Here is a 22,421-nt window from a genome sequence, read left to right on the forward strand (position 1 = left end):
GTCACCGCGTCCACAACCGCGCCCGCACCCGCGTGCCGACGCGTCAGCCCTCTTCCGGGCCACCGCTCTCCTTGTCCTTGGCGGACCCGTCCTGCTCGTCCGCGCCCTTCGGCTGCGCCCCAGGCTGGGGCTCGGCCACCGCGACGCGTGCGGGCCTGATCGTCCGCTCGCCGAACCGATACCCGGGCTGGAGGATCGCGACGCACGTCGTCTCCGTGACGTCCGGCGCGTACGAGTGCATCAGCGCCTCGTGCACCGTCGGGTCGAAGGGCTCGCCCTCCGAACCGAACTGCTGGAGCCCCAGCTTGGCCGTGACCGCCTCCAGGGACTCGGCGACGGACTTGAAGCCGCCCACCAGTTCCTCGTGGTCCCGGGCCCGGCCGATGTCGTCGAGCACCGGCAGCAGCTCGGTCAGCAGGTTCGCGACCGCCATCTCCTTGACCGCGGCCCGGTCCCGCTCCACCCTGCGGCGGTAGTTCTGGTACTCGGCCTGCAGCCGCTGGAGGTCTGCCGTGCGCTCGTTGAGCGCCGTACGGACCTGGTCCAGCTGCGCTGTCAGGGCCACGTCCTGAACGTCCCCGGCCGGGGCCGACGGGCCCGGCTCCTTCGCGGAGTCCGGCCCGTCGGCGCCCTGTGCGGCGTCATCGGGGGTGGCGCCGGAGGGGACGTCGGGCTTCTCCTCGAAGCCCGGGGTCTCCTCGCTCACGCGGCACCGTCCTTCTTCGGCTTCTCGTCGTCGACGATCTCGGCGTCGACGACGTCGTCGTCGGCCTTGGCACCGGCGCCGGCACCGGGAGCCGCGCCCTCGGCGCCACCGGCCGCGCCCGCGGCCTGGGCGTCGGCGTACATGGCCTGCCCGAGCTTCTGCGAGACGGCCGCGACCTTCTCCGTGGCGGTCTTGATCTCGGCCGTGTCCTCGCCCTTGAGCTTCTCCTTCAGCTCGCCGACGGCGGTCTCGACCTCGGTCTTGACGTCACCCGGGACCTTGTCCTCGTTGTCCTTGAGGAACTTCTCCGTCTGGTAGACGAGCTGTTCGGCCTGGTTGCGCGTCTCGGCGGCCTCGCGGCGCTTGTGGTCCTCGTCCGCGTACTTCTCGGCCTCTTCGCGCATCCGCTGGACCTCGTCCTTCGGCAGCGAGGAGCCGCCGGTGACGGTCATCTTCTGTTCCTTGCCCGTGCCGAGGTCCTTCGCGGTCACGTGCATGATGCCGTTGGCGTCGATGTCGAAGGAGACCTCGATCTGCGGCACCCCGCGCGGGGCCGGCGGCAGACCGGTCAGCTCGAACATCCCGAGCTTCTTGTTGTACGCGGCGATCTCGCGCTCGCCCTGGTAGACCTGGATCTGCACCGACGGCTGGTTGTCCTCGGCCGTCGTGAAGATCTCCGAACGCTTCGTCGGGATCGTCGTGTTGCGCTCGATCAGCTTGGTCATGATGCCGCCCTTGGTCTCGATACCGAGGGACAGCGGGGTCACGTCGAGGAGCAGGACGTCCTTGACCTCACCCTTGAGGACACCGGCCTGGAGCGCGGCGCCGATGGCGACGACCTCGTCCGGGTTGACGCCCTTGTTGGCCTCGCGGCCGCCGGTCAGCTCCTTGACGAGCTCCGCGACGGCGGGCATACGGGTCGAGCCGCCGACGAGCACCACGTGGTCGATCTCGGACAGCTGGATGCCGGCGTCCTTGATGACGTTGTGGAACGGCGTCTTGCAGCGGTCCAGCAGGTCCGCGGTCAGCTGCTGGAACTGCGAGCGGGTGATCTTCTCGTCCAGGTGCAGCGGGCCCTCGGCGGACGCCGTGATGTACGGCAGGTTGATCGTCGTCTCCGAGGAGGACGAGAGCTCGATCTTCGCCTTCTCGGACGCCTCCCGCAGCCGCTGGAGCGCCATCTTGTCCTTGGACAGGTCCACGCCGTTGCCGTTGGCGAACTGCTTCACCAGGTGGTCGACCAGGCGCTGGTCCCAGTCGTCACCACCGAGGTGGTTGTCACCGTTGGTGGCCTTCACCTCGACGACACCGTCGCCGATCTCCAGCAGCGAGACGTCGAACGTACCGCCACCGAGGTCGAAGACCAGGATCGTCTGGTCGTCCTTGTCGAGCCCGTAGGCCAGCGCGGCGGCCGTCGGCTCGTTGACGATGCGCAGCACGTTCAGGCCCGCGATCTCGCCGGCCTCCTTGGTGGCCTGGCGCTCCGAGTCGTTGAAGTACGCGGGGACGGTGATCACCGCGTCGGTGACCTTCTCGCCCAGGTACGACTCGGCGTCCCGCTTCAGCTTCTGCAGCACGAAGGCCGAGATCTGCTGCGGGTTGAAGTCCTTGCCGTCCAGGTTGATCTTCCAGTCGGTGCCCATGTGGCGCTTGACCGACCGGATGGTCCTGTCGACGTTGGTGACCGCCTGGCGCTTCGCGACCTCGCCGACGAGCACCTCGCCGTTCTTGGCGAAGGCGACGACGGACGGCGTGGTCCTGGCGCCCTCTGCGTTGGTGATGACGGTGGGCTCGCCGCCTTCGAGAACGCTGACGACGGAGTTAGTCGTGCCCAGGTCGATGCCGACCGCACGTGCCATTTCGATTCCTCCAGCTGACTTGAGTGGAACAGGCTCAAGGATGCATGACGGGGCAGCCGGAGTCAAAGGACCTGAGTCGATCAGACTCAATTAAAGTGCGCATAAGCGCGCCGGGCGCATGATGGACGGGAGCACGACGGAACGCACGACGGGAGCACGACGGGAGCCCGAGGGGGCGCTCGCGACGCCGGAGGCGGCTGGAGCGCCCAGCGACACAGATCACCGACCGTGGCGCTACATTGCGGCCGGATAAGTGGGTAACCTCAGCACAACCCCATTAAGTTACCGCTTAGTAGAGCGCTCGACAGGGCGCACAGACCCCACCTCGCAGGCCCGAGGAGCCCTCCCATGCAACTCGCCGCGATCACCGTGTCGCTGGTTCTCGCCGTCGTCGGTGTGGCGTTGTTCGGCCGAGCCATCGCGCAGATCTACCACTTCGTGAAACTCGGACAGCCGGTTCCCGCGGGCTCCCGCACGGACGAGCCCGTACAGCGCACCGTGACCGTGGCCAAGGAGTTCCTCGGCCACACCCGGATGAACCGCTGGGGTGTCGTCGGCGTGGCGCACTGGTTCGTCGCGATCGGGTTCTTCTCGCTCGTCCTGACCCTCGTCAACGCCTTCGGACAGCTCTTCCGGGCCGACTGGCTGCTGCCGGTCATCGGTGACTGGACGCCGTACGAGGTCTTCGTCGAGCTGATCGGCCTGCTGACGACGCTCGGCATCCTGACGCTGATCGTCATCCGCCAGCTCTCGCTCCCCGGCCGCGCGGGCCGCAAGTCCCGCTTCGCCGGCTCCAACTTCGGCCAGGCGTACTTCGTCGAGGCCGTCATCCTGGTCATCGGCCTGGCGATCCTCCTCCTGCGCGGCCTGGAGGGCGCGCTGCACCACGTCGGCTCCTACGAGGCCGCCTATGTGGTCTCGTACCCGCTGGTGGCCGCCTTCAGGGGGCTCGACGTCGGGACGCTGCAGAACCTGGTCTACCTGGTCGCCATGATCAAGATCGGGACGTCCTTCGTCTGGATGATCACCGTCGCGCTCAAGACCGACATGGGCGTGGCCTGGCACCGCTTCCTGGCGTTCCCGAACATCTGGTTCAAGCGCGAGGCGGACGGCGGCACGGCCCTCGGCGCGCTCCGGCCGATGACCTCGAACGGCAAGGAGATCGACTTCGAGACGGTCTTCGACGACGAGGAGGGCGAGGAGGCCGTCTTCGGCGCCTCGCAGGTCGAGCACTTCTCCTGGAAGGGCATTCTCGACTTCTCCACGTGCACGGAGTGCGGCCGCTGCCAGTCGCAGTGCCCGGCCTGGAACACGGGCAAGCCGCTCTCCCCGAAGCTGCTGATCATGTCGCTGCGGGACCACGCGCACGCCAAGGCGCCGTACCTGCTGGCCGGCGGCGGGAAGACGGCGGAGGGCGAGGAGAAGGCGTCGGCCGAGCAGCTCGCCGGCGTCCCCGCCACGGCCCTGGCCGAGGCCGAGCGCCCGCTGGTCGGCACGCTGGAGGAGAACGGCGTCATCGACCCGGACGTGCTGTGGTCGTGCACGACCTGCGGCGCGTGCGTCGAGCAGTGCCCGGTCGACATCGAACACGTCGACCACATCGTGGACATGCGCCGCTACCAGGTGATGATCGAGAGTTCCTTCCCGAGCGAGGCCGGGACGATGCTCAAGAACCTGGAGAAGAAGGGCAACCCCTGGGGCCTGGCCAAGAAGCAGCGCCTGGAGTGGACGAAGGAGCTGGCGAAGGACGTCGGCTTCGAGGTGCCGGTCGTCGGCAAGGACGTCGAGGACCTGACCGAGGTCGACTACCTGTACTGGGTCGGCTGCGCGGGCGCGCTCGAGGACCGGGCGAAGAAGACCACCAAGGCGTTCGCCGAGCTCCTGCACATCGCCGGCGTGAAGTTCGCGATCATGGGCGGCGACGAGAAGTGCACGGGCGACTCGGCCCGGCGCCTGGGCAACGAGCCGCTGTTCCAGCAGCTCGGCCAGGAGAACGTGGCGATGCTGAACATGGCGTTCGGCGAGGACGATGACGATGCCGCCACGAAGAAGCCGAAGGCTTCGAAGAAGATCGTCGCGACCTGCCCGCACTGCTTCAACACCATCGCCAACGAGTACCCCCAGCTCGGCGGCGAGTACGAGGTCATCCACCACACCCAGCTGCTCCAGCACCTCGTGGACGAGGGGAAGCTCATCCCGGTCACCCCGGTCGAGGGTCTGATCACCTACCACGACCCGTGCTACCTGGGCCGCCACAACAAGGTCTACACCCCGCCGCGCGAGATCATCGCCAAGGTGCCGGGGCTCAGGAACGAGGAGATGCACCGTCACAAGGAGCGCGGCTTCTGCTGCGGCGCGGGCGGCGCGCGGATGTGGATGGAGGAGCGGATCGGCAAGCGCGTCAACAACGAGCGTGTGGACGAGGCCCTTTCGCTCGACCCGGACATCATCTCGACCGCCTGCCCGTTCTGCCTGGTGATGCTGACCGACTCCGTCAACGGCAAGAAGGCCGCGTCCGGCAGCGGCTCCGCCACGGGCGGCGCGGCGAAGGAATCCCTCCAGGTCGTGGACGTGGCGCAGCTGCTGCTCGACTCGGTGAGGACCCCGGCCGACCCGTCCGGGACCGAGGAGCCCGAGAGCGCGTCGGACCCGGATCCGGACCCGGCGCCGCGGCCCGAACCGGTGAAGTAGCCGGCGCGGCACCCCGCGTCGCGGTACGGCCACGGCGCGAGGTGCCGTGGCCGTACGGCCGTACGGCGGCCCTACCGCGGCCGTGTCACGCGCGCCTCGCTGAGGCATCATGTGGCGGCTGGTACCCGACAGGCGGGTGGGACGGACGGGTGGGACAGGTGGTCATGCGCGGAGAGATCGTGGCGAGAGCACTGAACAGGCCCCGTGCGGCAGGCGAGCGGGCCCCGGGTCTCCCCGTGCGTACGGGTCTCCCCGCGCGTACGGGTGTCCGCTCGGTCCGCGCCCTGCTCTGCGCCGGCATCTGCACGGCGGCCCTGGTCCTGGCCGGGTGCTCCGGCCCCTCGGGCGGGGCCGGTGACGGCGGCCGGGAAGGCACCGAGGCCAAGAACGGCGACAGCGCCCCGGCTTCCGGCGCCGGGGGCGGGGCGGACGGGGCCCGTCGTTCCGTACCGCGCGGCAAGGGCAGCCGGATCCCCGACGACTTCAACGGGGACGGTCACCGCGACCTCGTCCTGAACGACCTGGTCAAATCCCCGGACGACCCGTACGGCGACGACGCCGGCATCGGGATCGTGTACGGCACGGCCGGCCCGCGGGCCCTCGACCCGGCCGTACGCCAGACCCTCAGCGCGCACGAGCAGGGCGCGCGGGTCGACGGCGCTCTCCCGGCGGCGTTCGACGCGGAGGCGGCCTGCGACCTGGACCAGGACGGCTACGGCGATCTGATCATCACCACGGACCCGCCGTACGACGGCATCGGCGTGCCGCCCGTACCGCTCCAGATCCTGTTCGGCGGCCCCACGGGGCTGGGCAGCGGCGGGAACGGCAAGGCGGTCGTCCTGAAGATCCCCGCCAAGGCGCGCGCCGGCAACGAGTGGCCCGACCACCCCGTCTGCGGCGATTTCGACGGCGACGGCGCGGTGGACCTGGCGGTCACCGCGAGCGCGGGACAGATCAGCTACCTGCGCGGCCCCTTCAGCCGGTCGGGCGCGCCGCGCGGCGCGGCGGCGCCGATCCCCGACGGCGGCGCGGCCCTCGCGGCGCCCGAGCCGAAGGCCGACGTCGACGGTGACGGCTACGACGACCTGGTCCACTCCCCGCGGGCGCACGTCCCCGGCAAGGCCGACAAGGGGACGCTGCTGCGGGGCGGCCCGGACGGACCGGCGCGCGCGGGCGGCCCGTACCGTTTCCGCGCCGTGCGGCTTCCGGCGCCGCCCGAGCTCCCGTCCCGGTCGCGTACGGAGACGCCGCGTACGGGCAAGGTGACGACCGTCCTGCTCCGGTCCGCGGACTTCGACGGGGACAAGCGCCCCGATGTGGTGACGCGGACGCACCGGGGCGAGACGGAGGACCTGATCGCGCTGTACGGGACGAGGACGGGCGGCAGTTCCGCGGGGGACGCGGACACGGGCGGCAAGGGCGCCGACGGAGGGGGAACGGGCGGCGGGGACGCGGGCGCGGACGGCGCGAAGTCCGCTGTGTCCGACCGTCCGTTGATCACTTTCAGCACGTCGATCTTCCTGGGGTGAACCCCCCGGGGATCCCCTAGGGGATGTCACAGCTCGGCCGCAATGGCCCGTCCGTTCCCCGGCGCAGCCGTCGCACACGCCAGGACCGGGTACGTTCGAATGCGTGGCTGGATTCAGGATCGGACGCGGCCGGGACAACCGCACCTCGCAACAACACCCGCAGCAGCAGCAGTCGTACGGACGGCAGGCTCCGCCTCCCGGATACGGAGGGGGCCCCGGCCCGCAGGCCGGTCCCCAGGGCGCCCCGCCGTACGGACAGCAGCAGTGGCCCCAGGCGGGCGGCGGGCCGGCGTACGGCGGGCAGAGCGGCGCCGGCAGACAGTACGGCGGGCACGGTGGGCACGGCGAGCCGGAGTACTTCGGCGAGCCGCACGGGGGCGGGCAGCCCCCGCGGCCGGGCCGGCAGGGCGACCCGTACGCCAACTCACCGGGCCACACGCAGGCGTTCAGCATCGGCGAGGAGCCGTACGCGGGCGACGACCGGTACACCGCCGCCCCGCCGCCCCCGGCGGGCCCTCGGCTGCCCTGGAAGGAACTGCTGAGCGGAATCGTCCTGCGCCCGGCCGACACCTTCTACCGGATGCGCGACTACCCGGTCTGGGGCCCGGCCCTGATCGTGACGTTCGTCTACGGCCTGCTGGCGCTCTTCGGCTTCGACGCGGCCCGCGAGGACGCGATCAACGCGACGCTGTCCACCGCCATCCCGTACGCCCTGACGACGGCCGTGGCCTTCATCGTCGGCAGTCTGATCATGGGCGCGGTGACCCACACGCTGGCCCGCCAGCTCGGCGGCGACGGCACCTGGCAGCCGACCGTGGGCCTGTCCATGCTGATCATGTCGATCACGGACCTGCCGCGGCTGCTCTTCGCGCTCTTCCTGGGCGGCGAGAACGGGCTGGTGCAGGTGCTCGGCTGGGCCACCTGGGTGGCGGCGGGAGCGCTCTTCACGGTCATGGTGAGCAAGTCGCACGACCTGCCGTGGCCGAAGGCGCTGGGGGCGTCGGCGATCCAGTTGCTGGCGCTGCTGTCGCTGCTGAAGCTGGGCACGCTGTAACGAACGGGCGCGACGAAGCGACGAAGCGACGAAGCGACGGAGCGACGAAAAAGAGGCCCCGGAACCGACGGCGGAGACGCCGTTGATTGATCCGGGGCCTTTTCGCATACCGGCTCAGGTGTCGAGCACCTGATCGTCTCGGCGCACGACGGGAGGTTCCACGCTCCACGGAAAGTTGATCCAGTCATCCGTGCGCTGCCAGACGTATTCGCATTTCACCAGCGACTGCGTCTTTTCGTATATGACGGCACTGCGCACTTCGGCGACATGGTCGAGACAGAATTCCCGCACGAGCTTCAGCGTCTTGCCGGTGTCGGCGACGTCGTCGGCGATGAGGACCTTCTTGTTCGAGAAGTCGATCGCGTTCGGGACGGGCGCGAGCATGACGGGCATCGGCAAGGTGGTGCCGACGCCGGTGTAGAACTCGACGTTGACCAGGTGGATGTTCTTGCAGTCCAGGGCGTACGCGAGCCCACCGGCGACGAAGACACCACCGCGCGCGATGCTCAGGACGACGTCCGGCTCGTAGCCGTCGTCGGCGATGGCCTGCGCGAGTTCACGAACGGCGCGGCCGAACGTCTCGTACGTCAGATTCTCGCGTGCGTCACTCATCGCGGACATCACACCCGGGTCCGGTGGAAGTTGAGGTACGAACGCGAGGCGGTCGGACCGCGCTGCCCCTGATAACGCGATCCGTAACGCTCGGAGCCGTATGGGAACTCCGCCGCCGAACTGAGCCGGAACAGGCACAGCTGCCCGATCTTCATTCCGGGCCAGAGCTTTATCGGGAGGGTGGCGAGATTCGACAGTTCGAGCGTGACGTGCCCGGAGAAGCCGGGGTCGATGAAGCCGGCGGTCGAATGCGTCACCAGCCCGAGCCGCCCGAGGCTGGACTTCCCCTCCAGACGGGAGGCGATGTCGTCGGGCAGCGTGATCACCTCGTACGTCGACGCGAGCACGAACTCCCCGGGGTGGAGGATGAACGGCTCGTCCCCCTCCGGCTCGACCCGGCGCGTGAGATCCGTCTGCTCGACGGCGGGGTCGATGTGCGGGTAGCGGTGATTCTCGAACACGCGGAAGAACCGGTCGAGCCGCACGTCGATGCTGGAGGGCTGCACCATCGATTCGTCGTACGGTTCGATGCGAACGCGTCCGGAGTCGAGCTCGGCCCGGATATCCTTGTCTGAGAGAAGCACGCCCCGAGGATACGCAGAGCGCGCGAGCCCACCCCAATCGGGCAACCCCGCGCGCCCCGCCGGACCAGTCAGCGCCGCTTCAGCTCCACCGGCACGGCATGCCGCAACCGCGCACACCGAGGACACCGGATCAGCCGCCCGGGCCCGATCCGCCCGGTGTCGAGCTGCTGCATCGGAAACGTCGTCGTGCTGAACACGTGCCCCTCAGCACAGCGGACGGTGCGCTCCATCAAGTCCATCAGGCCCCTTCCCCAACAAACGCGGACGAACGCCACACTAGGGGATCACCCGCCCCCGCCCTCCCCCGGCACATCCCCCGGGGCCCGCGCCTCAACTCCCGCACCGGCATTCCGTGTCCGAGCCCGGGACGGGGCAAAACGGGGGCCAGGCGATACGCCTCGGAGCGGGGATGGGGTAGAGTGTCCCACGAGGCGACGCCGATCGCGGTGGAGCTACGCGGGTGTAGTTTAATGGTAGAACATGAGCTTCCCAAGCTCAGAGCGCGAGTTCGATTCTCGTCACCCGCTCTTGAAGACGAAGCCCCAGGTCAAAGACCTGGGGCTTCGTCTTTACATCACGCTGCCAACCCGTACTGAGTGGTCGCCGACGCGGAACATCTGCCAGTCGGCGTCACTGTGCCAGAAGCGAACAGTCTTCTCTCCCCGGCGCTGGGCGAAGACGAGTTCCTCTCCGCCTTTGCCGTACCCGGTCCCGCCGAAGGCAGGACCCATGACGCGCAGTACTGCATCGATGCGATCCAGCACGCTCGGGTGCCCCGCTGACCATCTGCCAGAGCGTGAAACCAGAACGGAATGTCGTCATGCGGTGACCTTAGAAGGAGGCACTGACAACGACCGGGTTCAGTAGATCGTGGCCGGATCGGCTCGATCAGACGAGTCTCCGCAGGGTGGTGGCACTCTGCGCTCTGAACCCCAACCGTGTCCCTGGATGCGGGGAGCACGGAGGTCGGCTTGCATGGGCGAGGCAGAAGCGGAGGCATTACGTGCATACTCCAGCATGCTGGACTCATGTCCTCCACGACTCGCATCACCGTCACGCTCCCCAGCGATCAGGTGGCGGAGCTCCGCAAGCTCACGGACAACGTCTCCGGCTACGTGGCGGAAGCCGTAGCCCGCCAGATCCGGCACCAGCTCCTGGGCGACGACCTCCGCCGCCATCAGGAAGAGCACGGGCCTTTCAGCGACGAAGAGCTCGCCGAGGCCCGCGCGAAGATCTTCGGCTCCGTCGGCGCCTCCGAGGGCGCGGACGCCGCGTGAGCGAGCGCATCGAGACCGTCGTCCTGGACTCGGAAGGGCTCTCCGCCTGGATCGCGCAGGACCGCAAGCTTCTCGCGATGCTTCAGGTCTTCCATGACATGGGGGCCGACCTGGTGATCGGTGCGAACACCATCGTGGAAGTCAGCCACACCCGTACCAACACGCCTCGCCTGAACTGGGCTCTGTCCCGCGTCAAGGTGGAGCCGGTCACCGAACAAGCGGCGAAAGCAGCAGCGGAACTCCTCAAGGGCGCCGGGCTGCACGGACACAAGTACGCCATCGACGCTACGGTCGCCGAGGTCGCCCTGCGTCAGCCGAGACCCGTCGCCCTCCTGCTGACCTCCGACAGCGACGGCATGACCCAGCTCTGCGGCAACCAGGTCCGCATCATCCCTCTCTGACCCGCCGGCCCACCCCGAGCACACCCCCTGGCAGAGTCCGCCGCATCGCCGCCCTCGTGCCCCATCCGTGCCCAGCAGAGCGGACAACAGCGGTCAGGTGCAGACTCCAGAGACCGTGACAATCCAAGCTTCCTCGCAGGAAAGTGCAGGCCAGGCCCCTTCCGCAGGGTCCAAGAACCGCTGATTCCCAAGCTCAGAGCGCGAGTTCGATTCTCGTCACCCGCTCCACACGAAACCCCAGGTCAGCGACCTGGGGTTGGTGTTTTATCGCTGGCCCTTGTGGCTGGGACCGCCCAACCACTGTCCCTCAGGCCGGTGTGCCTTGTGCGGCGCTCCCCGGCTCAGCCGAAGTTCACGTCGCTGCACCACATGTAGGCCTGGTCGAGGTGCGAGGCCTGCCAGATCACGAACACGATGTGGTGTCCGGTGTAGCCGGAGGTCTGGACGGGGAACGTGATGTCCTGCGCCGGGGCGAAACGGCCGGTCTGCGTGATGAAGTCGAGGTTGCCCCAGCCCAGTGTCCGGGTCTTGGGGTCGAAGCCCTGCTTGCTCACGTAGACCTTGAAGTAGTCGGCACCGTGGGACGCCTGGTCGTACAGGTGGACCGAGAAGTTGTTACCGACGGTGGTGGTCTTCCACTGCCCGGGCTTGTCCAGGCTGGCGTTCCTCGAGAGGTTGTTGCTGCAGAGCGTCCCGTCGGGAGTCCGCGCCTGGAACTGGCCACCGAGGCCGTCGCGGAGCGCGCTCATCCAGTTCCACATGGTGTCGGGGTTGGCCTGGAAGGCCTGCCAACACATGGGATCTTCGGTCTGCATGGCCGGGTTCGTGTGGTTGCTGCCCCACGTCTTCCAGCACTGGTACGCCCGGGAGGCGGGGCCGACGATGGTGCCGTGAGCCTGGGCGGGGGCCGACCAGGTCAGTGTGCCGACAACCACGGCGAACAGCATGACGAGCGCCTGGAGAGGGCGACGGAGGGGCGAGCGCGAACGCCCGGTTAACGGACTCTGTGTGCGCATGTGGGGGGAACTCCTTCCAGTTGCAAACTGTTATGGGAGCGCTCCCAACAGTAGGCCTCCTGGATGAAATGTCAATGAAACGCACAAAGTTGATCACAGCGGTGGGCAACGAGCGGGGAATCTGCCGTGAGCCGGACGCGCTACAACTCGCCCGGGGGCGCCTCCGCGGCCCCGAGACGCTCGCGGACCAGGCGCCTGAACACTTCGCGGCCGCTGTAGGTTCACATCTCGTGTCGGCATCTCACGGCTGGTGCCGGATGGAAGTCGGCGTGGAAACGCCGACGCCTGGAAGGCCGAGCCGCCGCGCCGGGAACAACCGGTCCGGCCGGCGCGGTTGCATCGACCGGAGGACCGGCGCCGCGCGGGCGGGGAACACGGAGACCACGAGGTCGTCCGCCCCACCAGGATCCGGGCCCCGGGATCGCGGTACGCCCGTCGCGTATCCGGATCATGACGTACCTACGCAGGAGGACTTTTTCATGACCGACAGGCCCTTGACGCTCATGGCAGTACACGCCCACCCCGACGACGAGGCCACCGGAACCGGAGGGATCCTCGCGCGGTACGCGGCGGAAGGCATCCGCACCGTTCTCGTGACGTGTACCGACGGCGGTTGCGGCGACGGGCCGGGAGGTGTCAAGCCGGGCGATCCCGGCCACGATCCGGCGGCCGTCGCCCTGATGCGCCGTCGAGAACTCGAGGAGAGCTGTGACGTCCTGAAGATCGGCGATCTGGAGATGCTGGACTATGCCGACTCCGGGATGATGGGCTGGCCGAGCAACGACGCCCCCGGATCCTTCTGGCAGACCCCCGTCGAGGAAGGCGCCGCCCGGCTCGCGGAGCTCATGCGGCACTACCGCCCCGACGTGGTCGTCACCTACGACGAGAACGGCTTCTACGGCCACCCCGACCACATCCAGGCCAACCGCATCACGATGGCGGCTCTGGAGATGACCGCGCTGACACCGAAGGTGTACTGGACGACGATGCCCCGCTCGGTGATGCGGCGGTTCGGGGAAACCATGCGCGAGTTTCATGAGGACATGCCGGAGCCGGATCCTGCCGAGGCCGCCGCGATGGCCGAGATCGGCCTCCCCGACGACGAGATCACCACGTGGGTGGACACCACCGCGTTCAGCGGTCAGAAGTTCGACGCGCTGGCCGCGCACGCCAGTCAGGGCGAGAACATCTTCTTCCTCAAGATGGGCAAGGAGAAATTCGGCGAGATGATGGGCTTGGAGACCTTCGTACGCGTCAAGGACACCACCGACGCGGCCGTACCCGAGAACGATCTCTTCGCCGGACTGCGCTGATCCGACCGTTCGGCCGGGGCCCAGGAGAGCACAAGGGCTTGTCTATGGGCGATCCGAACCTGGCGTGGCGATGCCGTCCGGGGGCGTTTCGGTTCTGGTGTGGAGGACCTCGCGACCCTGCTCCGCGGCGCGGATGAGTCCTTCGCTGACGAAGTTGAGGAAGCGGGCCGCGTTTTCGAGGCGGGTGGCGGCCGGGGTGCCGCGGCCGAGGATGCCGGCGCCCTGCCGTGCGGTCTCGATGAACTGGTCATTGTCCCGGGCGCTGCGGATCATCGACTGGTACCAGAGGTCGTCGTCGACGATGTAGCGCTCGCGGCGGCGTTCATCACGTTCCCGGCGGACGAGGTCCAGGCCTTCGAGGAATGTGATCGCTTTGGAGATGGACGCCGGGCTGACCTGGAGGCGCTGGGCGAGTTCGGAGGCGGTGAGGCTGCCGGTGTCGGTGATGTAGAGGCAGCCCAGCACCCGGGCCATCATCTTGGGCAGGCCCGAGGTCATGAAGACGGTGGTGAGGGTCTCCTGGTAGTCGCGCACGGCCTCGGCGTCGCGTCCGTAAGGTTGCGGGAGCGCCTGCGCCCCCGGGGGCGCGGCCTGCCTCCGCCGGTGGGTGCGCTGCTGGGTGGCACGGTGAGCCAGGTCGGCGCGGTAGCCGGTGGGGCCGCCGTTCCGCGTCACCTCACGCGTGATCGTGGAGGTCGGACGGTCGAGACGGCGGGCGATCTCGGCGTAGGCCAGGCCGTCGGTCAGCCCCACCGCGATCTGCTGGCGTTCGGCCTGGGTGAGCCTGCCTCCCGGCATCACGACCCCCTTCATGCTCCACGGGCGCCCCATGGTGCTGCTCGATGTTCCTTGACGCCCCCACCATAGCTTTCATCTTCAATGCATTGCAACGATCACCTCTCCGTCATTGCGTTAAGCGCGAGGGCGTTGCAATGATTACTACGCCTCGACCTGCAACGATACCAGTCTCGCTCGGAAACTTCGTTGAAGAAATATAGAAAGCAACGTAGCGTTTCCGGGGTCAGAAAATATCGAACGGCAAGCCGAGGGAGAGCACGATGCAGAAGTTCGACACCCCCGCCCCGATCACCGCCGTCCTGGGCATCCCCGCCGGACGCGTCCGGTTCATCGCCGCGGACCGGGCCGACGCCGCGGTCGAGGTCCTGCCCGCGAACGCCTCGAAGGGCCGCGACGTGAAGGCAGCGGAGCAGACCACGGTCGAGTACGCCGACGGAGTCCTGCGGATCGGGTCTTCGGCGAAGGACCAGTACTTCGGCCCCACCGGGGCCGTCGAGGTGACGGTCAAGCTGCCCGCCGGTTCCCACATCGAGGCCAGGGCGGCCGGCGCCGAACTCCGGGCGGTCGGCCGGCTCGGCGACATCGTCTTCGAAGGCGCGTACAGCCAGATCAAGGTGGACGAGGCCGCGAGCGCGCGCCTCACCGCGGTCGACGGCGACGTCGAGATCGGCAGGCTGGGCGGGCCCGCGGAGATCAGCACCGCAAGGGGCGACATCCGGATCACCGAGGCCACGGGCGGCAAGGTCGTGCTCCGCACCCAGTCCGGCGACATCACGCTCGGCGCCGCCGCCGGCGTCTCGGCCGCCCTGGACGCCGACACTGCCCACGGCCGCATCAGCAACGCACTCAAGAACAACGGCACCGCCGATCTCGACATCCGCGCCACCACCTCCCGCGGCGACATCACCGCCCGCAGCCTCTGACCCGGTCCCTCCGAAGAAGCACGGCCACCGCCCCGGGCGCGCTCGCCCGCGCACGCCCCCCGGCGGCCGGCACGACCTCATCGCGGCCCCGGGCGGGCACACCCTCACCGCAACAACCACCCACGCGGCGCATAAGGAGCACAGCCATGTCCCTCAGCCCCACCCTCACCGGGCTGGATCGCCCGGAGCTGCGGAAAGCCATGGAGGAGATCGTCGATTCCGGTTTCGCCGGGGTGCAACTGCGCGTGCACGATGAGCGGGGCGAGTGGGCCGGCAGCGCCGGGGTGCGCAAGCTGGGCGAGAGCGCCGAGCCACCGACGAACGGACACTTCCGGATAGGCAGCACCACCAAGACCTTCACGGCGACCGTGGTGCTGCGCCTGGTGGCCGAAGGCAGGATCGGGCTGGACAGTCCGGCGGACGACTACCTGCCCGAGTTCGGGCTGGACCGGCGGATCACGGTGCGCATGCTGCTGCAGCACACCAGCGGGCTGTTCAACCACACCGGCGAGTACTACGACGACGGGACGGTCGCGCCGGGGATCCCCTGGCAGGGCCAGGAGTACGTGGACCACCAGTTCCACACCTACCAGCCGGAGGAACTGGTACGACTGGCGTTGTCCAAGCCGGCGCGGTTCGAGCCGGGGACGGACTGGAGCTACTCCAACACCAACTACGTACTGGCCAAGTTGCTGGTCGAGGAGGTCACGGGCCGCTCGTTGGCCGAGGAGACGCAGCGGCTGATCCTGCGGCCGCTGGGACTGTCGGGCACCGTGGTGCCGGGCGCCTCACCGGAGATCCCCGAGCCGCACGCTCACGGCTACTACCGGTACGAGCACGCCGGCCAGTGGAAGGTCGTCGACGTCACCCGCTTCAACGTCTCCTGGATCTCCGCCGCCGGTGACATGATCTCGACCACCGAGGATCTCCACACGTTCTTCTCCGCCCTGATGAGCGGCAAGCTCCTGCCGGACACACTGCTGGCCGAGATGCGCACGGCGCACCCCAAACTCGGCTACGGCCTGGGGCTGTTCGTGGAGGAGACGGACGGCGGCACCATCTGCCACCACAACGGCGGCTTTTTCGGTTGGGCGGCGCTGATGTACAGCACGCCCGACGGCGGTAAGACCCTGACCGCCTCGCTGACCACCGGTGACGCCGAACTCGACTTCGCCGCCACGGCCGAGGCATTCCAGAAGGCGCGGCAGAGGCTCATCAGGGAGGTGTTCCGCGGCGGGCAGGCCGAGCCGACTCACGAGGGGGCCGAATCGGCTCAGTAGACGGGGCCGAGCAGCACAAACCGGACCACGCCGCTGTGCGCTCGATCACGTAACGGCATCGCGTAACGGCTGAGTGCCGCGCCGGTGAGAAGGTGATGGCGACCAGGCCAGGGGTGACGGTTGTGGCGGGTGGGGTTGATGGTCGGTGAGCGGCACCGAGGCGCCGGAACGGTGAACGGCGGACAGGGCAGAACATTCTTCGCGGACGTCACGGCGCCGAACGCCGCGCGGCACGGATTCGACACCTTCCGGCGCGGCTGGGAAGCACAGGTCGGCGAGGGATTCCCGCTGCCGGTCTTCACCCCGGGCGCGGACGGCGGCTTCCGCGTCAGTGCCCGCGCTTCCAAGGTGGACGACGCGGTGATCGCGGACCTCTACAGCGAGGCGTTCAGCGGTCACACCGGGGGTGTCCGTGACCACTTCCAGGACCGGGTGCTGATGCATGTGCTGCAGCGCGGCAGGTGGCACTTCGCCCGGCCCGACGACCATGGCCATCTCACCGTACCGGCGGGACAGTTCATCGTCCGGCACAACGGGCCGCCCGCACGGTTCGAGGTACTGCCGCGCACAAAGGCGAAGGTACTGATTCTGCCCGCCTCGCTGGTCAGACCGCTGATCGGTGACCGGCAGGTCGTCGGCCCCGCCGACTCGGCGACCATGCGGATGCTCATGGCCCACGCGCACATGGTCGACAAGACACTGCACGACCTCACCCCGGCCGGTGTGGAGGCCGCTCGCGACGCCCTGATCGAACTGGCCAAGGGTGTACTCAAACAGGAATTCGACGGCACGGAACCCCGCTTGGCCACCGCGCTGGTCCAGGCGGCGAAGGACCTCGCCGACCGCCGCCTCGCCGATCCCCACCTCTCCCCCACCATGCTGGCCGGCGAACTCAACGTCTCCGTACGGACGCTGTATCGGGCGTTCGCCACGACCGAGGAGTCGGTGACCGGATACGTCCGTCGCAGACGGCTGGAACAGGCCCGGCTCGCATTGACCGCAGCGGTCGGCCGGCCCAGCGTCTCCGAACTCGCCGCCCACTGGCAGTTCGCGGACAGCAGTCACTTCATCCGCGCTTTCAAGAAGCAGTACGGCCGGACCCCGGCCGACTACGCCCGGTCGAACGGCCCCACGGGGCCGAGCGCCACCGGATCCTGAGCGCCGGTGCGGACCCCTCCCTACCGCGGCACTGACGTTCCACCCGTGTGTCACTGAGATCCAAGCGTCCACCACACGGATCTTCCTAAGGTGAACGGAGAAGCCGCTCCCGGCAGGGGCGTGGGAGCCGAGGGCCTACGGTCTCGTCCCCAAGCGAATGGTTCGCCGCTCAGGTCTGCCGTCGTGCCTCCGCGTGGCCGCCTCGCCACGCCTCCGGGTCGCCCCCTTCACATCACCGCCTCCGGTCTTCCCCGGACATACGAAAGGAGTCGGCTGTCGTGACCGACAGAACGCCCGACACCGCCGACACGGCGCACGATCCCACAGCGGACGCCGCCGCCGTTCTGGACCTTGTCACGGGCGGGGTCGTGGCCCAGACGCTGCGCGCGCTGGCCGAACTGCGGATAGCCGACCACCTCGCCGGCGGCGCCCTGTCGGCCGAAGAAGTGGCCGAGCGCGTGGGTAGCCACCCGCGAACCACCTACCGTCTGATGCGTGCGGCCGCCTCGCTCGGTGTGCTGACTCATGAGGGCGACCGTCGTTTCGGCCTCACGGGGCGGGGCCGGCTGCTGCGCACGGACCTGCCCGGTTCTCTGCATTCCTTGGTGCTGGTCCAGACGAGCAACGCGCACTGGCAGGTCTGGAAGCACTTCCCCGAGGCGGTGCGAAGCGGGAGCAGCCAGGCGAGGAAGGCGCTGGGAGCCGACGTCTTCGAGTACTACGCGCGGCCGGAGAACGCCGAGGAGGCAGCGCTCTTCGCCCGGTCGATGGGGGACATGTCCGCGCTGGTGACGAAGGAGGCCGTCGCCGCGATCGATGCCGCCGACGTGTCCACCATCGTCGATGTCGGCGGCGCGGACGGTCAGTTCGTCCTCGCGCTGATGGAGGCGAACCCGCTGCCGCGGGGGCAGGTGCTCGACCTTCCCCACGCAGTCGAGGGCGCACGCCGGGAGGCCGGGGAGCGTGGTCTGTCGGACCGGTTCTCCGCCGTCGCGGGCGACTTCTTCGCCGAGGTTCCGCCTGCGGACCTCTACCTCCTGAAGACGATCCTGCACGACTGGGACGACGACCAGTGCGCGACCATCCTGCGCAACTGCCGGTCCGCCGTGACCGAGGGCGGACGCGCCGTGGTCGTCGAGATGCTCATCGGCGAACTCGGCGAGCCCGATCTCGTCACCCGGGCGGACATGGGGATGCTCAGCATCACGAACGGTGAGGAGCGGGACCTCGACGAGTTCGACGCCCTCTTCGCGGCCACGGGCTGGCGTCGCTCGAAGACGTACCCGGTCGGTGGCGGCTACGTCGGGCTGGAACTCGTCGCTTCCTGATCCCCATGGATGTCGCGGTACGACTGGTCGCCGGCCGGTGCCGCGGCCGTCGGGAGCGAGGCCCGGTGCCCTGGCGGGAGACGTTCCCGTTCGAGCGCGTCGCCGACGCGCACCGGGTGCTCGACGGCGGTCACCTCCAGGGCAAGCTCGTCCTCACCGTCTGATCCCGGCCGTCCGATGTCGCCGCGCGGCCTCGGGTCAGCGTCATGGCACACCGCCGCAACGGCGGCGCTACCCGGTGCCGGTCGCGGCACTCGAACACGGCCTGGGCGACGCCGCGAGCGCGCCGAGGCCGAGCAGGGCGCGGGTGACGGAGTCGGCCAGGCTCTCCCCGCCGTCGCCCGCGGCCCAGCAGGCCAGCGACTCCGCGATCGCGGTCTGGACCGCGGCGCCCGCGGCCCGAGCGCTGACGTCACGCACGGAGGTGCCGGTTCGCCGGGCGATGAACGCGATGGTCTCGTCGCGCCATCCGCGATACGTCTCCGGGCGGGTGGACTGCAGTTCCGGGGTGGTGGCGATGATGCGCAGTCGGGCGCGGCTGAGGGAGGGTTCGTCGGCGTCCTGGGCGAAGACGCCGACGACGGCCACGGTGATCGCGTCGAGGATCGGGAGATCCGCGTCGGTCTCGTCGAGGTGGCGGCGCAACGTGTCCAGGGAGCCCTCGGTCCCGCCCCACACGATGTCCGCCTTCGTCGGGAAGTACCGGTGCAACGTGCGCACGCTCAGTCCGACTTCGTCGGCGAGGCGCGCCATGCTGACGTTCGGATAGCCGTCGCGGAGCAGGATTCCGATCGCGCGCTCGCGCAGCACTCCGACGTCGGCCAGCGGCGGGCGTCCGCGCTGCGCATTCGGTCCAGGCATCCGTCCAGGCATCCGTCCAGCGTAGTCTTTGCCTCGAACCGATTAATGACATAGCGTGCCATTAATAGTTCTCGCGAATCGCGGAGGCCTCCATGCCGTTTCCTTTCCCCGATGTCTCGAACGCGCCGATAGCGGACCTGGTCTCCCTTCGCGGTCGCCGTGCCGTGGTCACGGGCGGTGCGCAGGGCCTCGGCAAGGCGATCGCGGCGCGCCTCGCGGAGGCCGGGGCCGACCTGCTCCTCGTCGACCTCGACGAGGAGCACGCACGTACCGCCGCCGAGGAACTCGCCACGCGTCACGGGGTCAAGGGCCTCGGCACACGGGCGGACGTCAGCGACACCGCGGCGGTGGCCGCCGCCGCCGACCTCGCCGTGGCGGAACTCGGCGGGATCGACATCTGGGTCAACAACGCCGGACTGTTCCCGAACGCGCCCGCGCTCGACATGACCGACGCGATGTGGGATCAGGTCTTCGCCGTCAACTCTCGCGGGGTCTTCCTCGGCTCACGGGAGGCCGCGCGCCGCATGTCCGCCGACGGCAAGGGCGGGGTCATCGTCAACACGATCTCCACCGCCGGCTTCCAGGTCGCGTTCCCGGGCATGGCCGCGTACGTCGCTTCCAAGCACGCCGCGCGCGGACTGACCAAGTCCCTCGCCGTCGACCTCGCCCCGCTCGGCATCCGGGTGCTGGGCGTGGCGCCCAGCTACGTACCGACCGAGGGCAACATCGCCGCCACGCGCGAGGCGGCCGAGGCCGCGGCCGCGGCCGGTACGGAGATCCCGACGGTCGACGTCATGCACCAGAGCCTGATCGGCCGGCTGGGGACGCCCGACGACATCGCACGGGTCGTGCTGTTCGCCGCGAGCGACCTCGCGCTCATCATGACCGGGAGCACGCTCCTCGCGGACGCCGGCGAGACGCTCTGATCCCCGCGCGGCGGACAGGACGGATGCGGGAGCCGGGCAGCGCGGGCGGCCGGCTCCACGGCTTTACGGTTCCACCGCGCTGTCGTAGGCGGCACGGGCCTCGGCGATGGCGGACCGATGCCGCTCTGCCCAGCCCACCAGCCCGGTGAGCGACGCGTGGAGTTCCCGGACCATGGGCGTCAGGCTGTATTCGACCTTGGGCGGCACGGTCGGGTACACGGTGCGAACGAGATGTCCGTCCCGCTCCAGCCTGCGCAAGGTAAGGGTGAGCATCCGTCGGCTGATGCCGTTGATGGCCCGTTCCAGTTCGGTGAAGCGGACCGGGCCGTGTGCGGCAGCGATGAGGATTCCGATGCTCCACTTGCCCGCCACACGGTCGAGCACCACGGTGACCGGGCACGCTTCGTCCCTCAGGGTGTCTCCGGGAAAGCGGTCCTGACGGCGACATCCGGGGGATCGCGTACCCCGGTGTCTTCTCCACAAGGTCAGGGCTGACCGGACGTTCACGCGCGGAGGCACACGCCCGCACACTCAACTCGTCTACGGAGTGGGTCGACGCAGGCCGGAGCACGTCGTTCCCTCCTGGCTGAGCTCGACGGCCTTCGCACTCGCCGCCGTACCGCCCGTATGGCCGCCTCGGTTGCTACGGCGACCGTCGCCCTGATCGTCCAGGCTCAGCGCCCTCTCCGGACCGAGATGCGCGGGGGCTCCGACGGCGTTGTACTGGAAGTGACGCAGAGATCTGCCCTCCCCGCGCAGCGGCTGCGGGCGTGGGGGCATGGAGGCAGGGCCGGACGGGGGTGGAGCCGGCCCCGGACATCGACATCGCCGGGGCGGCGGCCCGACTTTCCGCATCAGGCTGTCGACAGCCTGATGCGTCGACCGCCTGATGAGACAACAGCCTGATGACCGCGTCTGCCCTTTGGCGCCGGCGGCTCGCAGATCGCTCCGGGTTGCCGGACGGCAGTCTCGGTACCCACCGAGAGCGAGTGCGAGAAGATCATGACGGCGACATACGAAACGGTCGTGGAACCGACGGTCCAGATCACGTTCACGGAGGAGTTGGAACCCGAGCACCACATTGCCGTGGAACGCTCCATCCAGGGCATGGCCGCGCACGCGGCCCAGCAGACCGACCGGGTGCGCGCGGCCGAAGCCGAGCACGCCAAGCTGGCGGCCGCCCTCAACGCCCCGCTGGCGAGGCTGGTCGAATCCGATCCGGCCTCGGCCGAGGCGCTCCAGGAGCTGAGAACACGGCCGCTGCCACTGGAACTCGACTCGGTGGGCGTCCTGCACCCGGAGGACACGTCCGCCGCCGCCGAGGAGGCCACCCTCTCCGTCCGGAACATCCAGACCCACGTGTGGGGGCCGCCCTACCACTTCAGCTGGTTCTGGCACCGCACCAATGGCAGTCCGCCGTTCAACCGCGTCATCGACCGGCCGACCGGTCAGGTCGGCCTCGACGGCCGGTCCGGCTCCCCCGGCGCGATCCCGGGCGGCGCGAGCACCTTCGTGGAAGCCCATGCGGGATTCGGTCTGCTCTTCCATCCTCCGACCAACGGCGTGCTGGTCGGGGACTCGCTGCGCCGGGTGCACGACAGCTTCGGCGTGGCCGCTTACGGCATCGGCAGCAACGCCACCGTCGAGGGCGGTACGGAATGCACCATCTTGGAGGACGGCCAGTTCCGGAAGGGCGCCACACACCGGCTCTACCGCAAGCGGGTCAGCGTCAACGAGTCCGACCACGCGATCACTCCGGGGTTCTTCACCGACTCCCCGATGTCGGTCCAGTGGCCGGTGAGGGCCGGCCACGAATACACCTTCAACGTGGGCGTATGGGTGTACTGCGACCACACGGCGGGCGTCGGCCGGTCGGCGGCCCAGTCGCTGTGCCAGGCCATCATCCCGAGCATGACCACGACGGTGCCGTTGTGAGTTCACCGCCCCGGCCCGGGGTGCCCACACACGCCCACGCACGCTGACGCACGCCGAGGCACGCAGAACGCTCGGCCGGAAGATTCCAGCCGAGCGTCTCCGGCCCCTTGGCCGGCGCGTTGCCGCGCCCCCTTGAGTTCGCCACCGGGAGGGGGTGCAGGCCGCCGGCG

General features: G+C 69.2%; 21 protein-coding genes, 1 tRNA gene and 1 pseudogene. 14 read left to right on the forward strand and 9 right to left on the reverse strand.

All coding sequences use genetic code 11. The features are described 5' to 3' along the window. Positions 1-43: 43 nt before the first annotated feature. A complete protein-coding gene (gene grpE, locus ACU6P3_RS15815; RefSeq protein WP_447197669.1) occupies positions 44-706 on the reverse strand; it encodes a nucleotide exchange factor GrpE in 663 nt (220 codons plus the stop codon). Then, positions 703-2,565 carry a molecular chaperone DnaK gene (gene dnaK / locus ACU6P3_RS15820; protein WP_352087426.1) on the reverse strand — a complete coding sequence of 621 codons (1,863 nt, stop codon included), beginning with the start codon at positions 2,563-2,565 and terminating at the stop codon, positions 703-705. The genes grpE and dnaK overlap by 4 nt, the downstream gene beginning before the upstream one ends. A 348-nt stretch (positions 2,566-2,913) precedes the next feature. Between dnaK and ACU6P3_RS15825 the strand changes: the two genes are divergently transcribed. The 3 genes from ACU6P3_RS15825 to ACU6P3_RS15835 all read left to right on the forward strand — a co-directional run bounded on the left by ACU6P3_RS15825 (position 2,914) and on the right by ACU6P3_RS15835 (position 7,839). Beyond that, positions 2,914-5,256, forward strand: a complete 2,343-nt coding sequence (locus tag ACU6P3_RS15825; protein WP_447197670.1) for a (Fe-S)-binding protein — start codon at positions 2,914-2,916, stop codon at positions 5,254-5,256. A gap of 236 nt (positions 5,257-5,492) precedes the next feature. Continuing rightward, the gene (locus ACU6P3_RS15830) at positions 5,493-6,785 is read left to right on the forward strand and encodes an FG-GAP repeat domain-containing protein (protein WP_447197904.1); all 1,293 of its coding nucleotides are present in this window, start codon (positions 5,493-5,495) and stop codon (positions 6,783-6,785) included. Positions 6,786-6,888: 103 nt separating this feature from the next. Beyond that, positions 6,889-7,839, forward strand: coding sequence for a Yip1 family protein (locus ACU6P3_RS15835; RefSeq protein ID WP_447197671.1), 951 nt, complete (start codon positions 6,889-6,891; stop codon positions 7,837-7,839). A 114-nt stretch (positions 7,840-7,953) separates the two neighbouring features. Here ACU6P3_RS15835 and ACU6P3_RS15840 read toward each other — a convergent pair whose 3' ends face one another. Beyond that, entirely contained in the window at positions 7,954-8,451 is a 498-nt protein-coding gene (locus ACU6P3_RS15840; RefSeq protein ID WP_447197672.1) for a phosphoribosyltransferase, read from the reverse strand. Positions 8,452-8,459: 8 nt separating this feature from the next. After that, on the reverse strand, positions 8,460-9,035 hold the full coding sequence (gene dcd, locus ACU6P3_RS15845; RefSeq protein WP_030751439.1) for a dCTP deaminase: 576 nt from the start codon (positions 9,033-9,035) through the stop codon (positions 8,460-8,462). A 456-nt stretch (positions 9,036-9,491) separates the two neighbouring features. Here dcd and ACU6P3_RS15850 point away from each other — a divergent pair. Beyond that, positions 9,492-9,562: transfer RNA gene (locus ACU6P3_RS15850), tRNA-Gly, on the forward strand. Positions 9,563-9,604: 42 nt separating this feature from the next. Here ACU6P3_RS15850 and ACU6P3_RS15855 read toward each other — a convergent pair. Beyond that, positions 9,605-9,799: a hypothetical protein gene (locus tag ACU6P3_RS15855; RefSeq protein WP_447197673.1), complete on the reverse strand. Its 195-nt coding sequence runs from the start codon at positions 9,797-9,799 to the stop codon at positions 9,605-9,607. 264 nt (positions 9,800-10,063) lie between these two features. On the opposite strand from ACU6P3_RS15855, the gene ACU6P3_RS15860 reads away from it, so the two are divergent. Together ACU6P3_RS15860 and ACU6P3_RS15865 are read left to right on the forward strand one after the other, a co-directional pair. After that, positions 10,064-10,312, forward strand: coding sequence for a type II toxin-antitoxin system CcdA family antitoxin (locus ACU6P3_RS15860; RefSeq protein ID WP_447197674.1), 249 nt, complete (start codon positions 10,064-10,066; stop codon positions 10,310-10,312). Further along, entirely contained in the window at positions 10,309-10,713 is a 405-nt protein-coding gene (locus tag ACU6P3_RS15865; protein WP_447197675.1) for a DNA-binding protein, read from the forward strand. The genes ACU6P3_RS15860 and ACU6P3_RS15865 overlap by 4 nt, the downstream gene beginning before the upstream one ends. A gap of 341 nt (positions 10,714-11,054) precedes the next feature. Here the strand turns inward: ACU6P3_RS15865 and ACU6P3_RS15870 are convergent, their stop codons facing one another. Next, the gene (locus ACU6P3_RS15870; protein WP_486387867.1) at positions 11,055-11,729 is read right to left on the reverse strand and encodes a lytic polysaccharide monooxygenase auxiliary activity family 9 protein; all 675 of its coding nucleotides are present in this window, start codon (positions 11,727-11,729) and stop codon (positions 11,055-11,057) included. A 479-nt stretch (positions 11,730-12,208) separates the two neighbouring features. On the opposite strand from ACU6P3_RS15870, the gene ACU6P3_RS15875 reads away from it, so the two are divergent. Further along, positions 12,209-13,042, forward strand: coding sequence for a PIG-L family deacetylase (locus ACU6P3_RS15875; protein ID WP_447197676.1), 834 nt, complete (start codon positions 12,209-12,211; stop codon positions 13,040-13,042). A 42-nt stretch (positions 13,043-13,084) separates the two neighbouring features. Here ACU6P3_RS15875 and ACU6P3_RS15880 read toward each other — a convergent pair whose 3' ends face one another. Further along, positions 13,085-13,840, reverse strand: a complete 756-nt coding sequence (locus ACU6P3_RS15880; protein ID WP_447197677.1) for a GbsR/MarR family transcriptional regulator — start codon at positions 13,838-13,840, stop codon at positions 13,085-13,087. Positions 13,841-14,100: 260 nt separating this feature from the next. On the opposite strand from ACU6P3_RS15880, the gene ACU6P3_RS15885 reads away from it, so the two are divergent. The 5 genes and pseudogenes from ACU6P3_RS15885 to ACU6P3_RS15905 all read left to right on the forward strand — a co-directional run. Further along, positions 14,101-14,763, forward strand: coding sequence for a DUF4097 family beta strand repeat-containing protein (locus tag ACU6P3_RS15885; protein ID WP_447197678.1), 663 nt, complete (start codon positions 14,101-14,103; stop codon positions 14,761-14,763). 146 nt (positions 14,764-14,909) lie between these two features. Next, positions 14,910-16,043, forward strand: coding sequence for a serine hydrolase domain-containing protein (locus ACU6P3_RS15890; protein ID WP_447197679.1), 1,134 nt, complete (start codon positions 14,910-14,912; stop codon positions 16,041-16,043). 171 nt (positions 16,044-16,214) lie between these two features. Then, positions 16,215-17,201, forward strand: a complete 987-nt coding sequence (locus ACU6P3_RS15895) for a helix-turn-helix domain-containing protein (protein ID WP_447197680.1) — start codon at positions 16,215-16,217, stop codon at positions 17,199-17,201. A gap of 278 nt (positions 17,202-17,479) precedes the next feature. Then, positions 17,480-18,529 carry a methyltransferase gene (locus ACU6P3_RS15900; protein WP_447197681.1) on the forward strand — a complete coding sequence of 350 codons (1,050 nt, stop codon included), beginning with the start codon at positions 17,480-17,482 and terminating at the stop codon, positions 18,527-18,529. Between the two features lie 74 nt (positions 18,530-18,603). After that, a pseudogene (locus ACU6P3_RS15905) lies at positions 18,604-18,693 on the forward strand (zinc-binding dehydrogenase); the annotation flags it as partial. 67 nt (positions 18,694-18,760) lie between these two features. Here the strand turns inward: ACU6P3_RS15905 and ACU6P3_RS15910 are convergent. Then, positions 18,761-19,390, reverse strand: coding sequence for an acyl-CoA-like ligand-binding transcription factor (locus ACU6P3_RS15910; protein WP_447197682.1), 630 nt, complete (start codon positions 19,388-19,390; stop codon positions 18,761-18,763). Positions 19,391-19,482: 92 nt separating this feature from the next. Between ACU6P3_RS15910 and ACU6P3_RS15915 the strand changes: the two genes are divergently transcribed. Next, positions 19,483-20,316 (forward strand): SDR family NAD(P)-dependent oxidoreductase, encoded by an 834-nt coding sequence (locus tag ACU6P3_RS15915; protein ID WP_447197683.1) that lies wholly within the window; start codon positions 19,483-19,485, stop codon positions 20,314-20,316. Between the two features lie 63 nt (positions 20,317-20,379). Here ACU6P3_RS15915 and ACU6P3_RS15920 read toward each other — a convergent pair whose 3' ends face one another. Continuing rightward, positions 20,380-20,703 (reverse strand): winged helix-turn-helix transcriptional regulator, encoded by a 324-nt coding sequence (locus ACU6P3_RS15920; RefSeq protein ID WP_447197684.1) that lies wholly within the window; start codon positions 20,701-20,703, stop codon positions 20,380-20,382. Between the two features lie 615 nt (positions 20,704-21,318). Here ACU6P3_RS15920 and ACU6P3_RS15925 point away from each other — a divergent pair. Then, positions 21,319-22,251, forward strand: coding sequence for a hypothetical protein (locus ACU6P3_RS15925; protein WP_447197685.1), 933 nt, complete (start codon positions 21,319-21,321; stop codon positions 22,249-22,251). Positions 22,252-22,421: the final 170 nt, after the last annotated feature.

It is taken from the genome of Streptomyces hebeiensis, assembly GCF_052983195.1.